This window comes from Rhodococcus sp. NS-SX18, from assembly GCF_057367935.1.
This window is the reverse complement of record NZ_CM170633.1, coordinates 2,685,701-2,702,603: the sequence shown is the minus strand read 5'-3', so window position 1 is coordinate 2,702,603 and position 16,903 is coordinate 2,685,701. Positions and strand designations below refer to the sequence as shown.

General features: G+C 72.3%; 16 protein-coding genes. 5 read left to right on the top strand and 11 right to left on the bottom strand.

What is annotated here, in order from left to right; genetic code table 11:
- Positions 1–50 precede the first annotated feature (50 nt).
- From AC2IPW_RS12655 to pafA, 3 genes are all read right to left on the bottom strand, one after another.
- Positions 51–1,025, bottom strand: a complete 975-nt coding sequence (locus AC2IPW_RS12655) for a helix-turn-helix transcriptional regulator (protein WP_371383273.1) — start codon at positions 1,023–1,025, stop codon at positions 51–53.
- On the bottom strand, positions 1,022–2,062 hold the full coding sequence (locus tag AC2IPW_RS12650) for a helix-turn-helix transcriptional regulator (protein WP_054375313.1): 1,041 nt from the start codon (positions 2,060–2,062) through the stop codon (positions 1,022–1,024). The genes AC2IPW_RS12655 and AC2IPW_RS12650 overlap by 4 nt, the downstream gene beginning before the upstream one ends.
- Before the next feature lie 79 nt (positions 2,063–2,141).
- Positions 2,142–3,500 carry a Pup--protein ligase gene (pafA, locus tag AC2IPW_RS12645; protein WP_003937216.1) on the bottom strand — a complete coding sequence of 453 codons (1,359 nt, stop codon included), beginning with the start codon at positions 3,498–3,500 and terminating at the stop codon, positions 2,142–2,144.
- Positions 3,501–3,564: 64 nt separating this feature from the next.
- Here pafA and AC2IPW_RS12640 point away from each other — a divergent pair, with 64 nt between their 5' ends.
- On the top strand, positions 3,565–5,061 hold the full coding sequence (locus AC2IPW_RS12640; RefSeq protein ID WP_486376999.1) for a bifunctional phosphatase PAP2/diacylglycerol kinase family protein: 1,497 nt from the start codon (positions 3,565–3,567) through the stop codon (positions 5,059–5,061).
- Here the strand turns inward: AC2IPW_RS12640 and prcA are convergent.
- The 6 genes from prcA to arc all read right to left on the bottom strand — a co-directional run bounded on the left by prcA (position 5,049) and on the right by arc (position 10,814).
- The gene (prcA, locus tag AC2IPW_RS12635) at positions 5,049–5,840 is read right to left on the bottom strand and encodes a proteasome subunit alpha (protein ID WP_416063595.1); all 792 of its coding nucleotides are present in this window, start codon (positions 5,838–5,840) and stop codon (positions 5,049–5,051) included. The two genes, AC2IPW_RS12640 and prcA, sit on opposite strands and share 13 nt — an antisense overlap.
- The gene (prcB, locus tag AC2IPW_RS12630) at positions 5,837–6,655 is read right to left on the bottom strand and encodes a proteasome subunit beta (RefSeq protein WP_052033997.1); all 819 of its coding nucleotides are present in this window, start codon (positions 6,653–6,655) and stop codon (positions 5,837–5,839) included. Before prcB ends, prcA begins: the two co-directional genes overlap by 4 nt.
- Positions 6,656–6,699: 44 nt before the next feature.
- Positions 6,700–6,891 carry a ubiquitin-like protein Pup gene (locus AC2IPW_RS12625; RefSeq protein WP_003937722.1) on the bottom strand — a complete coding sequence of 64 codons (192 nt, stop codon included), beginning with the start codon at positions 6,889–6,891 and terminating at the stop codon, positions 6,700–6,702.
- A 138-nt stretch (positions 6,892–7,029) separates the two neighbouring features.
- The gene (gene dop / locus AC2IPW_RS12620; RefSeq protein WP_054374829.1) at positions 7,030–8,523 is read right to left on the bottom strand and encodes a depupylase/deamidase Dop; all 1,494 of its coding nucleotides are present in this window, start codon (positions 8,521–8,523) and stop codon (positions 7,030–7,032) included.
- 10 nt (positions 8,524–8,533) lie between these two features.
- Positions 8,534–8,956: a nitroreductase family deazaflavin-dependent oxidoreductase gene (locus tag AC2IPW_RS12615; protein ID WP_486376950.1), complete on the bottom strand. Its 423-nt coding sequence runs from the start codon at positions 8,954–8,956 to the stop codon at positions 8,534–8,536.
- A 73-nt stretch (positions 8,957–9,029) separates the two neighbouring features.
- Positions 9,030–10,814, bottom strand: a complete 1,785-nt coding sequence (arc, locus tag AC2IPW_RS12610; RefSeq protein WP_416063593.1) for a proteasome ATPase — start codon at positions 10,812–10,814, stop codon at positions 9,030–9,032.
- Positions 10,815–10,990: 176 nt separating this feature from the next.
- On the opposite strand from arc, the gene AC2IPW_RS12605 reads away from it, so the two are divergent.
- Entirely contained in the window at positions 10,991–11,446 is a 456-nt protein-coding gene (locus tag AC2IPW_RS12605; protein ID WP_416063592.1) for a WKL family lipoprotein, read from the top strand.
- A gap of 25 nt (positions 11,447–11,471) precedes the next feature.
- On the opposite strand, the gene AC2IPW_RS12600 is transcribed toward AC2IPW_RS12605, so the two are convergent.
- Positions 11,472–12,323 carry a tRNA (adenine-N1)-methyltransferase gene (locus AC2IPW_RS12600; RefSeq protein ID WP_054374826.1) on the bottom strand — a complete coding sequence of 284 codons (852 nt, stop codon included), beginning with the start codon at positions 12,321–12,323 and terminating at the stop codon, positions 11,472–11,474.
- A 70-nt stretch (positions 12,324–12,393) separates the two neighbouring features.
- On the opposite strand from AC2IPW_RS12600, the gene AC2IPW_RS12595 reads away from it, so the two are divergent.
- The 3 genes from AC2IPW_RS12595 (at position 12,394) to AC2IPW_RS12585 (ending at position 15,978) form a co-directional block, all read left to right on the top strand.
- Positions 12,394–13,275 carry a RecB family exonuclease gene (locus AC2IPW_RS12595; RefSeq protein ID WP_486376949.1) on the top strand — a complete coding sequence of 294 codons (882 nt, stop codon included), beginning with the start codon at positions 12,394–12,396 and terminating at the stop codon, positions 13,273–13,275.
- A complete protein-coding gene (locus tag AC2IPW_RS12590) occupies positions 13,272–14,087 on the top strand; it encodes a thioesterase family protein (protein WP_289381584.1) in 816 nt (271 codons plus the stop codon). Before AC2IPW_RS12595 ends, AC2IPW_RS12590 begins: the two co-directional genes overlap by 4 nt.
- Before the next feature lie 94 nt (positions 14,088–14,181).
- The gene (locus tag AC2IPW_RS12585) at positions 14,182–15,978 is read left to right on the top strand and encodes a lipase family protein (RefSeq protein WP_486376948.1); all 1,797 of its coding nucleotides are present in this window, start codon (positions 14,182–14,184) and stop codon (positions 15,976–15,978) included.
- Positions 15,979–16,000: 22 nt separating this feature from the next.
- Here the strand turns inward: AC2IPW_RS12585 and hisG are convergent, their stop codons facing one another.
- A complete protein-coding gene (gene hisG, locus AC2IPW_RS12580; RefSeq protein WP_486376947.1) occupies positions 16,001–16,864 on the bottom strand; it encodes an ATP phosphoribosyltransferase in 864 nt (287 codons plus the stop codon).
- Positions 16,865–16,903 lie beyond the last annotated feature (39 nt).

Sequence of the window (16,903 nt, the reverse complement as noted above, 5' to 3'; positions counted from 1 at the left end):
CCGGCCGCGGCGCGCCGCACAGGGGCGTTCACAGGGAGTTCGCAGCGGCTTCACACCCCGTTCCCGGGCAGCGCGTCGTACGCCGTCAGCGCCGCCTGCGCCCGGTCCCGCACCGCCGCGACCAGCTCCGGCGGGCCCAGCACCCGCACCCCCGCGCCGAGGCCGACGGTCAGCCGCGCCATCCAGTCCAGCGACGCGTAGTGCATCACCGCGTCGACGACGCCGTCCTCGTGGGCCTGCACATCGGTGAGCGGATAGTAGTCGAGCAGCCACCCGTAGCCGGGGTCGATGCGCAACCGCGCCGCCGGCAACGCCGGGTCCCCCGCGAACAGGTCGAGGTGGTCGTCCCCGTCCAGCGCCCGCTCGGGCGGATTCGCCGGTTCGTCGAGTTCGGTGGCGGCGTCGATGCGGTCGAACCGGAACAGCCGCACCCCGTCGGCGGCCCGGCACCAGGCCTGCAGGTACGTCTGCTCCCCGACCAGCACGAGGCGGATCGGATCGACATCGCGTTCGGACACCGCGTCGCGGGAGGCCGAATAGTAGGTCAGGTGCAGCGCCCGGCCGTGCTGCACGGCCGAACGCACCGTCGCCGCCACCGGGTCCTCGGCGACCGGGGGTGTGGGAGCCGGTGGGCGGGCGGTGGCCGCGGCCGTGCCGGCCGCCGCCTCGATCTTGGCGATCGCCCCGAGCGCCGCGGTGGGGTCGACCACACCGGGCATCTCCACCAGCGACCGCAACGCCACCAGCAGCGCCGTGGCCTCGGTGGACGTCAGCCGCAGCGGCCGGTCGATCCCGGCGGTGAAGGTCACCACGATGCTGTCCTCGGAGAACGACAGATCGATCAGGTCGCCGGGACCGTAGCCGGGCAGCCCGCACACCCACAGCTGATTCAGGTCGTCCATGATCTGCTTCGGGGTGACCCCGAGATCCCGCGCGGCCTCGGCGGCGCTGATCCCCGGATGGGCCAGGAAGTAGGGCACCAGGTTCAGCAGCCGGGTCAGCCGACCGGACAGACGTGTGCTCATCGGTTCTCCCCCCGCTCGGCGGCCACGCCGCCGCTCGCACCGGCACCGGCGCCGGCCGTCGTGGTGGCCAGCACCCGGGCCAGGATGCGGCGCACCTCCTCGCGCAACTCCGGCGGGTCGAGGACCAGCGCGTCGGCGCCCTGCCCGGCGATCACCCGCCCGATCCACTCCCACGACCGCACCGGCACGTCCAGGACGGTGCCGGGCCGGTCGCCCACCACGCGACGTTCGTGCTCGGTGCCGAGCCGGCGCAGCTCGAAGGCGCGCCCGTCCGCGACCCACACCCGGGCATGACCGGTCACGTCGCCGGCGACGGTGGCGGCGCGGGCGTGCGCCCGCAGGTCCACCCCCTCGGGGATCCGCACGGCCCCGGCCGGACCGAACTCCGTGATGTCGTCGTCGATCCGGGAGAGCCGGAAGGTGCGCGGCGCCCCCCGGTCCCGGTCGAACCCCACCAGATACCAGCGACCGTGCACCGTGACCACCCCCCACGGCTCGACGGTGCGTTCGGTCCACGGGTCGGTCGGGGAACTGCGGTGCCGGAACCGCACCGCGCGGCGCGCGTCGACGGCAGCGAGCAACCGCCCCAGCACCGGCTCGGACCCGCGACTGCGGGTGGGCATCGCGGTGATCGCGCCCGCCGGATCGGCATCGACCTGCACCCCGGCGGCGCGCAGCTTGAGCAGCGCGCCCTGCGCCGCGGAGGTGAGCTCCGGCGATTCCCACAGCGCCGCCGCCACCGCGACCGCCGCCGCCTCGGCGCTGGTCAGTTCGATCTCGGGCAGCTCGTAGGCGTCGCGGTTGATGCGGTAGCCCTCGACGGTGGAGAACCGGGACGGCATGCCGGTCTCGAGGGGGATCCCCAGATCGCGCAGCTCGTTCTTGTCGCGTTCGAACATGCGGCTGAACGCCTCGTCGCTGCCCGAGTCGTCGTATCCGGCGACGGAGGCGCGGATCTTCTCGGCGGTGAGGAACTGGCGGGTGGACAACAGGCAGATGACCAGGTTCACCAGCCGCTCGACTTTGGAATTCGCCACGCGGTGCAGCCTAATCCCCCGCCCGCCGGCCGACCCGGTTACCGGACGCCGCCCCCCGGCGGGCGACCCCGGGGCACTCCTACATCGAGGCGATGAGCCGTTCGACGCGTTCGTCGACCGAGCGGAACGGGTCCTTGCACAGCACCGTGCGCTGCGCCTGATCGTTGAGCTTGAGGTGCACCCAGTCCACGGTGAAGTCGCGGCCGGCGTCCTGTGCGGCGGCGATGAAGTCCCCGCGCAGCTTCGCCCGGGTGGTCTGCGGCGGGGTGTGCACGGCCGCGTCGACGGACTCGTCGTCGGTCAGCCGCGTGGCCAGGCCCTTGCGCTGAAGCAGGTCGAACACCCCGCGCCCGCGCTTGATGTCGTGGTACGCCAGGTCCAGCTGAGCGATCTTCGGATCGGACAGCTCCAGGTCGTAGCGGTCCTGGTACCGCTGGAACAACTTGCGCTTGATCACCCAGTCGACCTCGGTTTCGACCTTGGCGAAGTCCTGCGACTCGACCGCGTCGAGCACCCGGCCCCACAGATCCACCACCTGCTCGACGTGCGGATCGGGTTCACGGGTGCGCAGGTACTCCACCGCCCGGCCGTGGTACTCACGCTGGATGTCGAGGGCGCTGGCCTGCCGGCCACCGGCCAGACGCACCGGCCTGCGCCCGGTCAGATCGTGGCTGACCTCCCGGATGGCCCGGATCGGGTTGTCGAGCGCGAAATCGCGGAACGCCACCCCGGCCTCGATCATCTCGAGCACCAGCGACGCGGAGCCGACCTTGAGCATCGTGGTGGTCTCGGACATGTTCGAGTCACCGACGATCACGTGCAACCGCCGGTACTTCTCGGCGTCGGCGTGCGGCTCGTCGCGGGTGTTGATGATCGGCCGGGACCGGGTGGTCGCCGACGACACGCCCTCCCAGATGTGCTCGGCGCGCTGCGACAGGCAGAACGTGGCGGCCTTGGGGGTCTGCAGCACCTTCCCGGCACCGCAGATCAACTGCCGCGTCACCAGGAACGGCAGCAGCACGTCCGAGATGCGGGAGAACTCCCCGGCCCGCACCACGAGGTAGTTCTCGTGGCAGCCGTAGGAGTTGCCGGCCGAGTCGGTGTTGTTCTTGAACAGGTAGATGTCGCCGCCGATGCCCTCCTCGGCGAGGCGCTGCTCGGCGTCGATCAGCAGTTCCTCGAGCACCCGCTCGCCGGCGTGGTCGTGCTCGACGAGCTGGAGAAGGTCGTCACACTCGGCCGTGGCGTACTCCGGATGCGACCCGACGTCCAGGTACAGGCGCGCCCCGTTGCGGAGGAACACGTTCGAGCTGCGCCCCCAGGACACCACCCGACGGAACAGATACCGGGCGACCTCGTCCGGGCTCAGCCGCCGGTGCCCGTGGAAGGTGCACGTGACCCCGAACTCCGTCTCGATGCCCATGATTCGTCGCTGCACACTTCGACAGTACCGCGCGGAATCACCGAGCATGAGCCGCAACGGGATTACCGTCGAACCCGTGATGTTCACCCACGCCCCGCTGACACGTCTGGACCGGTCCCTGTTCGCCGGCAGCGCCGCCCTGCGGCCCTCCCCCGCCGACCCCGTGCTGCGGGGCCTGAGCCGCGCCGCCGACCACGGTCGGCTGTGGCTGGGCTGCGCCGCGGCGTGCGCCGCGATCGGCGGACGGCCCCGGCGCGGCGCCGTCCGCGGCCTGCTGGCCCTGGGCGGGGCCAGCGCCCTGGCCAACGGCGTGCTCAAGCCGCTACTGCCGCGCCGCCGTCCCCCCGCCCGGCAGGACGGGCCGCTGCGCCGCTCGCTGCCGACGCCGCGCTCGTCGTCGTTCCCGTCCGGGCATTCGGCGTCGGCGGCGGCCTTCGCCACCGGCATGGCCCTCGAATCCCCCCTGACGGGGGCCGTGCTCGCGCCGGTGGCCGCGGCGGTCGCCTACTCCCGGGTGCACACCGGGGTGCACTGGCCGGCCGACGTGGTCACCGGCGTCGCCCTCGGCACGGCGGTGGCCCTGGCCACCCGCCGCTGGTGGGCGGTCCGCACCGAAGAGCCCGCCCGGCTGGGCCCACCCGCCCCGGCCCCCGCCCTCCCCGAGGGCCGGGACCTGCTGGTGCTGGTCAATCCCGACGCGGGCCGGGACGACGACGCGGACGTGATCGCCGCGGCGCTGCCCCGGGCACGGGTGATCGTCCTCGACCCGGACCAGGAGTTCACCGTCCAACTCGACCGGCACGTCGCCGAGCACGCCCCCGCGGCGCTCGGCGTACACGGCGGGGACGGCACCGTGCGGGCCGCGGCCGGCGCGGCCGCGTCGCACGGCCTGCCGCTGGCGGTGTTCCCCGGCGGCACCTTGAACCACTTCGCGCGCGATGCCGGTCTGCTCGACCTCGAGCAGACCGTGCGCGCGATCGAGCACGGACAGGCCCAGCGGGTGGACCTCGGCCGGGTACAGGTCGACGGGTCCGGCCCGGACGGTGCCGACGGGTCCGGCCCGGACGGTGGCCCGGTGTTTGTCAACACCGCCAGCGTGGGCGGCTATCCGGACTCGGTGCGGCTGCGCGAACGCTGGGAACCACGGATCGGTAAATGGCCGGCCGCCGCGGCGGCGCTGGCCGCGGTCCTCGCGACCGCCAGCCCGCTGCGGGTGTCCCTGGACGGGGTGCCCACCGCGGTGTGGTTGCTGTTCGTCGGCAACGGGCGGTACGCGCCGGACGATCGGGTGCCGATGTCACGGCCCCGTCTCGACACCGGGACCCTGGACGTGCGGTATCTGCGGGCCGACCTGCACTGGTCGCGGACGCGGCTGCTCGCGGCGGCGGTCACCGGCAGCCTCGCCGGGTCGCCGATCCACGTGCGGCGCGATGCGCCGGCGCTGTCGGTGCGGGTGCGCGACGGGCGGGTCGCCCTGGCCACCGACGGTGAGGTCCTCGCCGAGGGCACGCGGTTCGAATTCCGCAGCGCCCCCGGCGCGCTGACCGTCTACCGGCCCGTCGATCAGGAACCCTGAGCGGGCTCCGCTCCGTCCGCTCCGGCGGTGTCGCTGCCCGGCCCGGTGTCGCTGCCGGGCGCGGTGTCACTGCCGGGCAGCAACTGGTCGAGCGCGACGCCGGTGATGCGGCGGAACGCGCGGCGCGGACGGGCCTTCTCGAGCACCGCCACCTCGAGTTCGGCGCGGCCGAGCACCCGGGTGCCGTTCTCGGGCCCGGCGGCGGGCACCTGCTGCAACGCCTGCACCGCGACCTGCACCGCCTCGGCGAGGGACAGCCCCGGCCGGTACGACTCACGCAACGCGGTGGCGATGGGTTCGGTGTGCCCGCCCATCACCACGAACTGCGGTTCGTCGACGATCGACCCGTCGTAGGTGATGCGATACAGCTGCGCGATGTCGGCGGACTCGGCGCGGCCGACCTCGGCGACGCAGATCTCCACCTCGTACGGCTTGGGCTGCTCGGTGAAGATGGTGCCCAGAGTCTGGGCGTACGCGTTGGCCAGCGACCGCACGGTCACATCGCGCCGGTCGTAGGAGTAGCCGCGCATGTCGGCGTGCACGATCCCGGCGCGCCGCAGGTTCTCGAACTCGTTGTACTTGCCGACCGCGGCGAACCCGATGCGGTCGTACAGTTCGCTGACCTTGTGCAGGGCCTTCGACGGGTTCTCGGCGACGAACACCACCCCGTCGGCATAGATCAGCACGACCACGCTGCGGCCCCGCGCGATGCCCTTGCGCGCCAGTTCCGAGCGATCGCGCATGATCTGCTCGGCGGACGCATAGTACGGCAGCGTCACAGCGCACCTCCCTGCCCGGACTCGGTGACGGTGCGGTCCGCGACGACGGTGCGGGCCAGCTCCGACAACGTCTGCTCCGGCACCTCGACGGCGCCGTCGGCGGTGATGACCACCGCCGTGGGATAGATGCCGCGGGCGGTGTCCGGGCCGCCGGTGGCGGTGTCGTCGTCGGCGGCGTCGTAGAGGGCCTCGACGACGGTGCGCAGCGCCGCCGCCTCGTCCGCGTCGGCGCGGTAGAGCTTCTTGAGCGACGACTTGGCGAACAACGAACCCGAGCCGACCGCGTGGTAGCCGGCCCGCTCCTCGTAACGGCCCCCCACCACGTCGTAGGACACGATCCGGCCGGCGTGCTGCGGGTCCGGCGCCTCGAGGTCGTAGCCGACCAGCAGCGGCACCACCGCCAGCCCCTGCATCGCGGCCCCGAGGTTACCGCGCACCATCGACGACAACCGGTTGGCCTTGCCGTCGAAGGTCAGCGGGACGCCCTCGATCTTCTCGTAGTGCTCGAGTTCCACCGCGAACAGGCGCACGAGCTCGACCGCCAGGCCGGCGGTGCCGGCGATCCCGGCCGCGGAGTAGCTGTCGGTGACGAACACCTTCTGCACGTCCCGGCTGGCGACCATGTTGCCCATGGTGGCGCGCCGGTCACCGGCGATCAGCACCCCGCCGGCGAACGTCACCGCGACGATCGTGGTGCCGTGCGGGGCGATATCCGCATCGGCGCCGCGCAGCCCGGGACGATTCTCCGGCAGCAGTTCCGGCGCGTGCAGGCGCAGGTGGTCGGAGAACGAGGACAGCGGCGAACCGAACGGCATGTGCGGCGCGTGGACGGGGAACGGGATCGGCGAACGCTCCGCTGTCACTGGCCGCCCTTCTGCACGTACGCACGCACGAAGTCCTCGGCGTTCTCCTCGAGCACGTCGTCGATCTCGTCGAGCAGGTCGTCGGTCTCGGCCGCGAGCTTCTCGCGTCGTTCCTGACCGGCACCGCCGTCGCCGACGACCTCGTCGTCGTCGCCTCCGCCACCGCGTGTGGTCCGCTCCTGAGCCATAGCGGTCGACCTCCTCGTTCGTTCGTGGTGCCCGCCCCGGCCGCGACCGGCGCGAGCACCGACTGCTCGGACCTCCACCCTACCGAGCAGATGCGACACTCCGCGCGACTACGCGCGTGTCGCGCCCGCCCGGGCGGGTCAGCTGGTCAGTTCGTCGACCAGTGCGGCCGCCGAATCCACCGAGTCGAGCAGTTTGCCGACGTGCGCGCGGCTGCCGCGCAGCGGCTCGAGGGTGGGGATGCGCACCAGGGATTCGCCGCCCAGGTCGAAGATCACCGAGTCCCAGCTGGCGGCGGCGATGTCGGCGCCGAACCGGCGCAGGCATTCGCCGCGGAAGAACGCGCGGGTGTCCGACGGCGGGGTGTGCACCGCGTCGAGCACATCCTGCTCGGCGACCAGGCGCTCCATCGAGCCGCGGGCGACGAGCCGGTTGTACAGGCCCTTGTCCAGGCGCACGTCGGAGTACTGCAGGTCCACCAGGTGCAGCCGCGGCGCCGACCACGCCAGGCCCTCCCGGTTGCGGAACCCCTCGAGCAGGCGCAGTTTCGCCGGCCAGTCCAGCAGGTGCGCGCAGTCCATGGGGTCGCGTTCGAGCAGGTCGAGGACCATCGCCCACTTGTCGAGGATGTCACGGACCCGCTTGTCGTCGGTGCCGTCGTGGAACTTCGCGACCCGCTCGTGGTAGATCCGCTGCAGGGCCAGACCGGTCAGCTCCCGGCCGTCGGTCAGGGCCACGGTCTTGCGCAGCGTGGGATCGTGGCTGATGTGGTGCACGGCGGTGACCGGCCGCGCCAGCTGCAGATCCGACAGGTCCACGCCGGCCTCGATCAGATCCAGCACCAGCGCGGTGGTGCCGACCTTGAGGTAAGTCGACATCTCGGCGAGGTTGGCGTCGCCGATGATCACGTGCAGGCGCCGGTACTTGTCGGCGTCGGCGTGCGGCTCGTCGCGGGTGTTGATGATGCCCCGTTTGAGGGTGGTCTCGAGGCCGACCTCGACCTCGATGTAGTCGGCGCGCTGGGACAGCTGGAAGCCGGCCTCGTCGCCGGACTGGCCGATGCCGACCCGGCCGGAACCGGTGATCACCTGCCGGGAGACGAAGAACGGGGTCAACCCGGCGACCACCGCCGAGAACGGGGTGTCGCGGGCCATGAGGTAGTTCTCGTGGGTGCCGTACGAGGCGCCCTTGCCGTCGACGTTGTTCTTGTACAGCTGCAGGCGCGGCGCTCCGGGCACGCTCGAGGCGTGCCGGGCGGCGGCCTCCATCACTCGTTCGCCGGCCTTGTCCCAGATGACCGCGTCGAGGGGGTCGGTGACCTCCGGCGCGGAGTACTCCGGGTGGGCGTGGTCGACGTAGAGCCGGGCACCGTTGGTGAGGATCATGTTGGCGGCGCCGACCTCGTCGGCGTCGATGACCGGGGCCGGGCCGTTGAACCGGCCCAGGTCGAAGCCGCGGGCGTCGCGCAGGGGGGACTCGACCTCGTAGTCCCAGCGGGTGCGCTTGGCGCGGGGCACGCCCTCGGCGGCCGCGTACGCCAGCACCGCCTGGGTGGACGTGAGGATCGGGTTCGCTGTGGGCTCGTTGGGTGAGGAGATCCCGTACTCGACCTCGATGCCGATGATCCGCTGCATGACGTCGAGGTTAGGCGATCGGCGCCGGGCCGGGCGGGCCGGGACGGGTGGACGGCGGGGCGACGGTGGTGTCGAGAAACTCCACCGAGCCGGTCGCGCGCAGGACCCGGCGGACCCCGGGCGGCGCCCAGCCCGCCGCCGGGTCGCGACCGACGACGGGGTCGACGAGGTCGATGCGGCGGCCGCGGTGGTGCAGGGTGCAGCCGCCCGCGGCACGCACATTGCGCACCCAGTCGGTCCGGGGACCGTAGGTCAGCGCGATGCGGTAGCCGCCGGCGTGGCCGAACACCAGCACCGGGGTGCGGTAGCGGCGTCCGCTGCGCCGGCCGCGATGCTCGACGACCGCCGTGCCCGGCAGGTACCCGGCGACGGGCCGGGCGAGCCGGTTGGTGACCACCCGGTTGAACCGGGCGAGGGCACGGGGCAGCGGCACGCTCACCCTCCTGCCGGTCGCGTCGGGTCCCGGTGGGGCCACCGCTCCACGCGGCGGCCCCACCGGGACGGCGTCACAGGTACTGGCCGGTGTTGGACTCGGTGTCGATCGCCCGGCTGGCGCTGGCGTTCTTACCGGTGACCAGGGTGCGGATGTAGACGATGCGTTCGCCCTTCTTGCCGGAGATCCGTGCCCAGTCGTCCGGGTTGGTGGTGTTGGGCAGGTCCTCGTTCTCGGCGAACTCGTCGACGATGGAGTCGAGCAGGTGCTGCACCCGCAGGCCCGGGGCCCCGGTCTCGAGCACCGACTTGATCGCGTACTTCTTGGCGCGGTCGACGATGTTCTGGATCATCGCCCCGGAGTTGAAGTCCTTGAAATACAGGACCTCCTTGTCGCCGTTGGCGTACGTCACTTCGAGGAAGCGGTTCTCCTCGCTCTCGGCGTACATCCGGTCGACGACCCGTTCGATCATCGCGCGCACGCACGCACCGCGGTGCCCGCCGAACTCGGCGAGGTCGTCGGCGTGCACCGGCAGCCCCTCGGTGAGGTACTTGGAGAAGATGTCCAGTGCCGCCTCGGCGTCGGGCCGTTCGATCTTGATCTTCACGTCGAGCCGGCCGGGCCGCAGGATCGCCGGGTCGATCATGTCCTCCCGGTTGGACGCGCCGATCACGATGACGTTCTCGAGACCTTCGACACCGTCGATCTCCGACAGCAGCTGGGGCACCACCGTGGTCTCGACGTCGGAGGACACCCCGGAGCCGCGGGTGCGGAAGATCGAGTCCATCTCGTCGAAGAACACGATCACCGGGGTGCCTTCGGACGCCTTCTCCCGCGCCCGCTGGAAGATCAACCGGATGTGGCGTTCGGTCTCGCCGACGAACTTGTTGAGCAGTTCGGGGCCCTTGATGTTGAGGAAGTAGGACTTGGCCTCCTTCGAATCCTCGCCACGGGCCTCGGCGATCTTCTTGGCGAGCGAGTTGGCGACGGCCTTGGCGATGAGGGTCTTGCCGCAGCCGGGCGGGCCGTACAGCAGCACCCCCTTGGGTGGGCGCAGCGCGTACTCACGGAACAGGTCCTTGTGCAGGAACGGCAGTTCCACCGCGTCGCGGATCTGTTCGATCTGCCGGCCGAGGCCACCGATGTCGTTGTAGTCGACGTCGGGAACCTCCTCGAGGACGAGGTCCTCGACCTCGGCCTTGGGGATGCGCTCGAAGGCGTACCCGGCCTTGCTGTCGACCAGCAGCGAGTCGCCCGGCCGCAGCTTGAACGACGCTTCGGTGTCGTCGTCGCCCTCGCCGACCTCGACGATGCCGGCCGCGGCAGCCGCCGCGGCGGCCAGCGGCGCGGCCAGCCACACGATGCGTTCCTCGTCGGCGTGTCCGACCACGAGGGCGCGGGTGCCGTCGTCGAGGACCTCGCGCAAGGTGGTGATCTCCCCGACCCGCTCGAAGCCGCCGGCTTCGACGACGGTCAGCGCCTCGTTCAACCGGACCGTCTGCCCGGAGACGAAGGAATCGGGTTCGAGGTTCGGGGACACGGTGACCCGCATCTTGCGGCCGGAGGTGAACACGTCCACGGTCTGGTCGTCGTAGATGCCGAGCAGCACCCCGTAACCGCTGGGGGGCTGACCGAGCCGGTCGACTTCCTCGCGCAGGGTGATCAGCTGCTGGCGGGCCTCTTTGAGGGTGTCCATCAGCTTGCCGTTGCGCACGGTCAGGGAGTCGATCCGGGCCTCGAGGTCACGGACCTGTTCGGACGGTTCGACGAGCCGCCGCCGCAGGGCGGTCGCCTCGGCGCGCAGCGCTTCGAGTTCCTGTGCCGCCGCAACCGAATCCGGGTTCTCTGTCGAGCTCATGTGCGACTCCCTCCACTATCGGTCATTCCACGCTACCGGCAGACGGCCCACTGTGTGGTGCGACGCGAAATCGGCATGCTGCGAATGCGTGTCGGATTCCTCACGGCGGCGGCAACCCGCGACGCCGCGACCGATGTTAGCCTTGCCTTTCTCCCAGTCGGGTCGAAAGGACTTCCGTGACCACTCGCACCAGGTGGGCAGCTGCCGCCGTCGCCGCCACCGCCCTGACCGCGCTGCCGGCCTGCGGCACCGGCGACTCCACCGGTGCCGACAGGTCGTCCACCCCGGCCCCGTCCGCCGCGGCGTCCGCGGCCGAACTCGACGCCGTGCTGGCGACGTTCTTCGACCCGGCGGTGCCCGCGGCCGACAAGACCGCGATCGTCGAGAACGGCGCGGCACGGGCCGCGCTGCTCGAACAGTTCAACGGGATGCTCGCCGGCTACCCACTCACCGCCGACGTCGACACCGTCGCCGCTGTCGACGGCGACACGGTCACGGCGACCGCGCAGGTCACCGGCCCGCACGGCGGCGCCCCGATACCGCTGACGTTCGAGCGGGCGGACGGAACCTGGCACCTGGCGGACGAGAGCACCTGCCAGATCCTGGCGATGGGGTCCCTGACCTGCCCGTGACCGAGCCCTCGGCGCCCGGCCCGGATCAGCCCTTGCTCGGCCGGCGCTGCGGCTTCGGCGTGACGGTGCCCTCGGCGAGCCGGCGGGCGCTGACCAGGAACGCGGTATGCCCCTGCATCCGGTGTTCCGGCCGCACCGCCAGACCCACCACGTGCCAGCCGCGCACCATCGACTCCCACGACCGCGGTTCCGTCCAGCAGGTCTGCTCCCGCAGCGCCTCGACCACCTTCGACAGCTGAGTCACCGTCGCCACGTACACGATCAGCACCCCACCGGGCACCAGAGCCTTCGCCACCGTCGGCAGCGCATCCCACGGGGCCAGCATGTCCAGCACCACCCGGTCGACCGGACCGTGCCGGTCCAGGTCGTAGTCCGCGACGTCCCCCACCGTCAGATCCCAGTTCTCGGGACGCTGCCCGAAGAAGGTCTCGACGTTGCGCACCGCGTGCTCGGCGTGATCCTCGCGCACCTCGTAGGAGACCACCCGGCCGGTCGGTCCCACCGCCCGCAGCAGCGAACAGGTCAGCGCGCCCGAACCGGCACCGGCCTCGAGCACCCGGGCACCGGGGAACACATCACCCTCGTGCACGATCTGCGCGGCATCCTTCGGGTAGATCACCTGCGCTCCACGCGGCATGGACAGCACATAATCGGTCAGCAGCGGCCGCAACGCCAGATACGGGGTGCCGTTCGTGGAGGTGACGACGCTGCCCTCGTCCGCGCCGAGCAGCGCGTCGTGCAGGATCCCACCGCGGTGGGTGTGGAACTCCTTACCGGCCTCGAGCACCACCGTGTACTTGCGGCCCTTGGCGTCGGTGAGCTGCACCCGGTCACCGACCTCGAACGGTCCGCTGCGCCCGAGTCCACCTGCTGCCATCGCCGTATCCACCTTCGTCCGCTCCAGCGGTACCGACACCGTGTCGGTCCCGGGCCATACCCTGCCAGGTGTGAACCCGGCCGCGACCACGCCCCCCACCGACGACCGGCCCGCGGCGCCGCGGCCCCCGGCGCTGTCGCCGTCCCGTGCCGCCGACTTCAAACGCTGCCCCCTGCTCTACCGGTTCCGGGCCATCGACCGCATCCCGGAGATCCCGTCGCGAGCCCAGCTGCGCGGCAGCCTCGTCCACGCAGCCCTCGAAGCGTTGTTCACCCTGCCCGCCGCCGACCGGCTGCCCGCGCCGGCCACCGAACTGGTGGCACCGGCCTGGCAGCGGCTCGTCGAGCACGAACCCGCCCTCGCCGAGGTGATCGGCGAGGACCAGCGCGACCGGTTCCTCGCCAAGGCCCGCACCCTGCTCGCCCGCTACTTCACCCTCGAAGACCCCACCGGATTCACCCCCGAGGCGTGCGAGCTGCGGGTGGAGACCGACCTGGACGACGGGCCGCGGCTGCGCGGCTTCGTCGACCGGCTCGACATCTCCCCGCAGGGCCTGCTGCGCGTGGTCGACTACAAGACCGGCCGATCCCCCCGGCCCGACGGCGAGGCGGCGGCGCTGTTCCAACTGAAGTTCTACGCCCTGGTGATGCTGCACACCCGGGGGGTGGTGCCGGCGCGGCTGCGGCTGCTGTACCTCGCGGACGGACAGGTGCTCGACTACACCCCCGACGAGGACGAGCTGCGCCGCTTCGAAACCACCGTGCGCGCCCTCTGGGCGGCCGTGCGCACCGCGACCGACGCACGCGACTTCCGGCCCAACCCGGGACCGCTGTGCCGGTGGTGCGATCATCGGGTGCGGTGCCCGGCATTCGGCGGCACCGCCCCGCCCTATCCGGACCCACCGGACGAACACGCCGGTGCGGGGCGCACCGAGGAGGAGACGAACGAGTGAGCGACGCGGCGTACTTCGTGCCGATCGACGGCAGCAACCCCGGCGCCGACATCGAACGCTTCCAACCCACCGCGCACACCGTCAGCACGTGGGCACCGACGATGCAGCACGGCGCCCCGCCGTCGGCGCTGCTGGCCCGCGCCCTCGACCGCCACGGCCGCCGCCCCGACGCCCGACTGACCCGCATCTGCGTCGAACTGCTCGGCCCGGTGCCGCTGACCGAGATCGAGGTCCGCACCCGCATCGACCGCCCCGGCCGCAAGGTCGAACTCGTCGTCGCCGAACTGTGGGCCGCCGGCCCCGACGGCACCGCCCGGGCCGTGGCCCGCGGCACCGCCTGGCGCATGCAGACCACCGAACTGCCCGCGGTCGCCCACGCCGCCGACGCGCCGCTGCCACCCCCCGCTCGCGGCACCGTCGAACACCCCGACGCCGACTTCTGGCAGACCGGGTTCGTGCGCACCCTGGACTGGCGCACGATCACCCCCATCGGGGCGCCCGGGCCGTCGGCCGCGTGGCTGCGCACCGACGTCGCCCTCGTCGAGGGCGAATCCCCCACCCCCGTCGAGCGGCTGTTCACCGTCGCCGACGTCGCCAACGGTGTCGGGTCCAAACTCGACCCCGCCGAGTGGACATTCCTCAACACCGACCTGACCGTGCACCTGTTCCGGGAACCGACCGGCGAATGGGTCGGCATCAGCGCCGAGACCTCCACCGGCCCGGACGGGGTGGGCATGACCGCCGGCGTGCTCTACGACGAGGACGGCGCCGTCGGACGGATCGCGCAGACCGTGCAGGTCCGCCCCCGCTGACCGCGCCTAGTCGTCGACCCCCGATCACCGGGCGGGCGCCCGCCGATCGTGCCACACTCGACCGGACATTTCGGTCGGCGTCAGGGAGGACGACATGCCCACGACCGGCCCCCGCCGCAGAGCCCGCGCCGCCACCGCCGCGCTGCGCGCGGCACCGTGGTGGACGTCCGTGCTCCTCGGACTCGTCTGCCTGCTGCTCGGCCTGCTCCTCACGACGAGACCGCTGACCTCACTGTCCGCGCTGGGCCTGCTCATCGGGCTGGCCGCGATCACCGCCGGCACCGCCGACCTCCTCGCCGCGTACCGCTCCCAGGCCGGGGCGGCGGCCACCGCCACCGCACTCGCCTGGATCGGGTTCGGCATCGTCGTCCTCGCCTGGCTCGGCCGGGCCCTGGATCTGCTCGCCCCCGCCGTCGCGCTCGCCCTCGTCGTCGGCGGCGCCCTACGTCTGGTCCGCGCCGTCCGTGGCGACCTCGACGAGCGACTCACCACCACCGTCCTCGGCCTGGCCGACATCGTCTTCGGTGTCCTCGCCTGGCGCTGGCCCGACGTCACGCTCCTCGTCGTCGCCTTCCTGTTCGGCATCCGCACCGTGTTCTTCGGCCTCGCCCGCATCGGCGACGGACTCGCCGCCCTCGGCGGCCGCACCCCCGACCCCACCGCAACGGCGCCGCGCCGCACCCCGGCCCGGTACCGGCGACCGGCCGTGGCGGTGCTCGCGCTGCTCGTGGCCGTCGCCGCGGCCGGCGTGGCGGTCCGCCTGCGCGCCGGCTCCCCCGTCGTCGACGCGTTCTACACCGCGCCGGACCAGGTGCCCGGTCATCCCGGCGCGCTGCTGCGCGCCGAACCGTTCACCCGCGCCGTCCCCGACGGCGCCGAGGCCTGGCGCATCCTCTACACCACCACCCGCGACGACGACCAGCCCGCCGTGGCCAGCGCCCTGGTCGTGGTCGCGAAGAACACCCCGCCCGGACCGCGACCGGTGATCGCCTGGGCCCACGGAACCACCGGTTTCGCCGAACCCTGCGCGCCCACCCTCCTCGACGACCCGCTCGGCGCCGGCGCCCTGCCCGCCGGATCCGCGCTCCTCGACCGCGGCTGGGTCCTGGTGGCCACCGACTATGTCGGCCTGGGCACCGCAGGCCCGCACCCGTACCTGATCGGGCAGGGCGAAGGACGCTCGGTGCTCGACGCTGTGCGCGCGGCCCACCAGCTCGACGACCTCGACCTCGCCGACGACACCGTCGTGTGGGGGCACTCGCAGGGCGGGCACGCCGCCCTGTGGGCCGGGCTGCTCGCCCCCACCTACGCCCCGGACACACCCGTCGCCGGGGTCGCCGCGATGGCCCCCGCCAGCGACACCGTCGCGCTGACCACCAGTCTCGACACCGTTCCCGGCGGCAGTGTGTTCGCCTCGTACGTCCTCGCCGCCTACACCGCGGTCTACGACGACGTCGACGGCGACACCTACATCCGGCCCGCCGCCCGCACCCTCGTGCGCGAGATGGCGACGAGGTGCCTGTCCGAACCCGCCGTCTACGTCTCGGTCCTGTCGGCACTCTCGCTCACCCGCGACCGGCCCGTGCTGCGCACCGACCCCACCACCGGCCCCCTCGGCCGTCGCCTCGCGGAGAACGTCCCCACCGGCCCGATGACCGTGCCCGTCCTGCTCGCGCAGGGCGCCACCGACCCCCTCGTGACCGCCGCCGTGCAGGACCGCTACGTCCGCGACCGCTGCGCCGAGAACTGGGCTCTGGACTACCGCAGCTATCCCGGGCGGGACCACCTCGGGCTCGTCGCCGAGGACTCCCCCCTCGTACCCGACCTGCTCACCTGGACCGAACAGCGTCTCGCCGACACCGCCGCCCCCGGCACCTGCCCCGGGCGCTGACGCGCCGGGCGCCCGGCCGCGGCTACTCGACGCCGCGCATCGCGCGGCACGACCGGATGTCCGTCGCCAGGATCGCCCGCGCCCCGATCTCGGCGAGCCGATCCATCACCGCGTTGTGGCCCTTGCGCGGCACCATCGCCCGCACCGCCACCGACGAGTCGTCGGCCAGCGGGGAGATCGTCGGCGACTCGAGCCCCGGCGTGATCTGCACGGCCTCCGCGAGCACCGGCTTGGGGCAGTCGTAGTCGAGCATCACGTACTGCTGCGCGAACACCACGCCCTCGATGCGGGCGACGAGCTGGTTGCGCACCGAATCCCCGCGGCTCGCGCCCTCCTGCTCGATCAGCACACCCTCCGAGTCGCACAGCGACTCGCCGAACGCCACCAGATCGTGCTGGCGCAGCGTCCGCCCGGAGCCGACGACGTCGGCAATCGCGTCGGCGACCCCGAGCTGAATGGAGATCTCCACCGCACCGTCGAGCCGGATCACCGTCGCCTCGATCCCCCGCGCCGCCAGGTCTCGGCGCACCAGGTTCGGATACGACGTGGCGATCCGCAGACCGGCCAGATCCTCGACCTTCCAGTCCCGGCCCTTGGGCGCCGCGTACCGGAACGTGGAGTACCCGAATCCCAGCGCGAGACGCTCGGTGACCGGCGCCGCCGAATCCAGCGCCAGATCCCGGCCGGTGATCCCCAGGTCGAGTTCACCGGACCCGACGTAGATGGCGATGTCCTTCGGCCGCAGGAAGAAGAACTCGACGTCGTTGACCGGGTCGATGACGGTCAGATCGCGTGAGTCGGTGCGGCGCCGGTATCCGGCCTCCCGCAGGATCTCGGCGGCGGACTCGGACAACGAGCCCTTGTTCGGAACTGCGACGCGCAGCATGGACGGTCCTTTCGGCGACGGTGCGAACACCAAGGGGCG

Coding starts and splice junctions, on each gene's coding strand:
- prcB (WP_052033997.1), bottom strand. CDS start 6,655: ATGCCGTTCGGTTCGCCGCTGTCCTCGTTCTCCGACCACCTGCGCCTG.
- AC2IPW_RS12625 (WP_003937722.1), bottom strand. CDS start 6,891: ATGGCTCAGGAGCGGACCACACGCGGTGGCGGAGGCGACGACGACGAG.
- AC2IPW_RS12585 (WP_486376948.1), top strand. CDS start 14,182: ATGCCCACGACCGGCCCCCGCCGCAGAGCCCGCGCCGCCACCGCCGCG.
- AC2IPW_RS12655 (WP_371383273.1), bottom strand. CDS start 1,025: ATGAGCACACGTCTGTCCGGTCGGCTGACCCGGCTGCTGAACCTGGTG.
- AC2IPW_RS12640 (WP_486376999.1), top strand. CDS start 3,565: ATGTTCACCCACGCCCCGCTGACACGTCTGGACCGGTCCCTGTTCGCC.
- hisG (WP_486376947.1), bottom strand. CDS start 16,864: ATGCTGCGCGTCGCAGTTCCGAACAAGGGCTCGTTGTCCGAGTCCGCC.
- dop (WP_054374829.1), bottom strand. CDS start 8,523: ATGCAGCGGATCATCGGCATCGAGGTCGAGTACGGGATCTCCTCACCC.
- AC2IPW_RS12600 (WP_054374826.1), bottom strand. CDS start 12,323: ATGGCAGCAGGTGGACTCGGGCGCAGCGGACCGTTCGAGGTCGGTGAC.
- arc (WP_416063593.1), bottom strand. CDS start 10,814: ATGAGCTCGACAGAGAACCCGGATTCGGTTGCGGCGGCACAGGAACTC.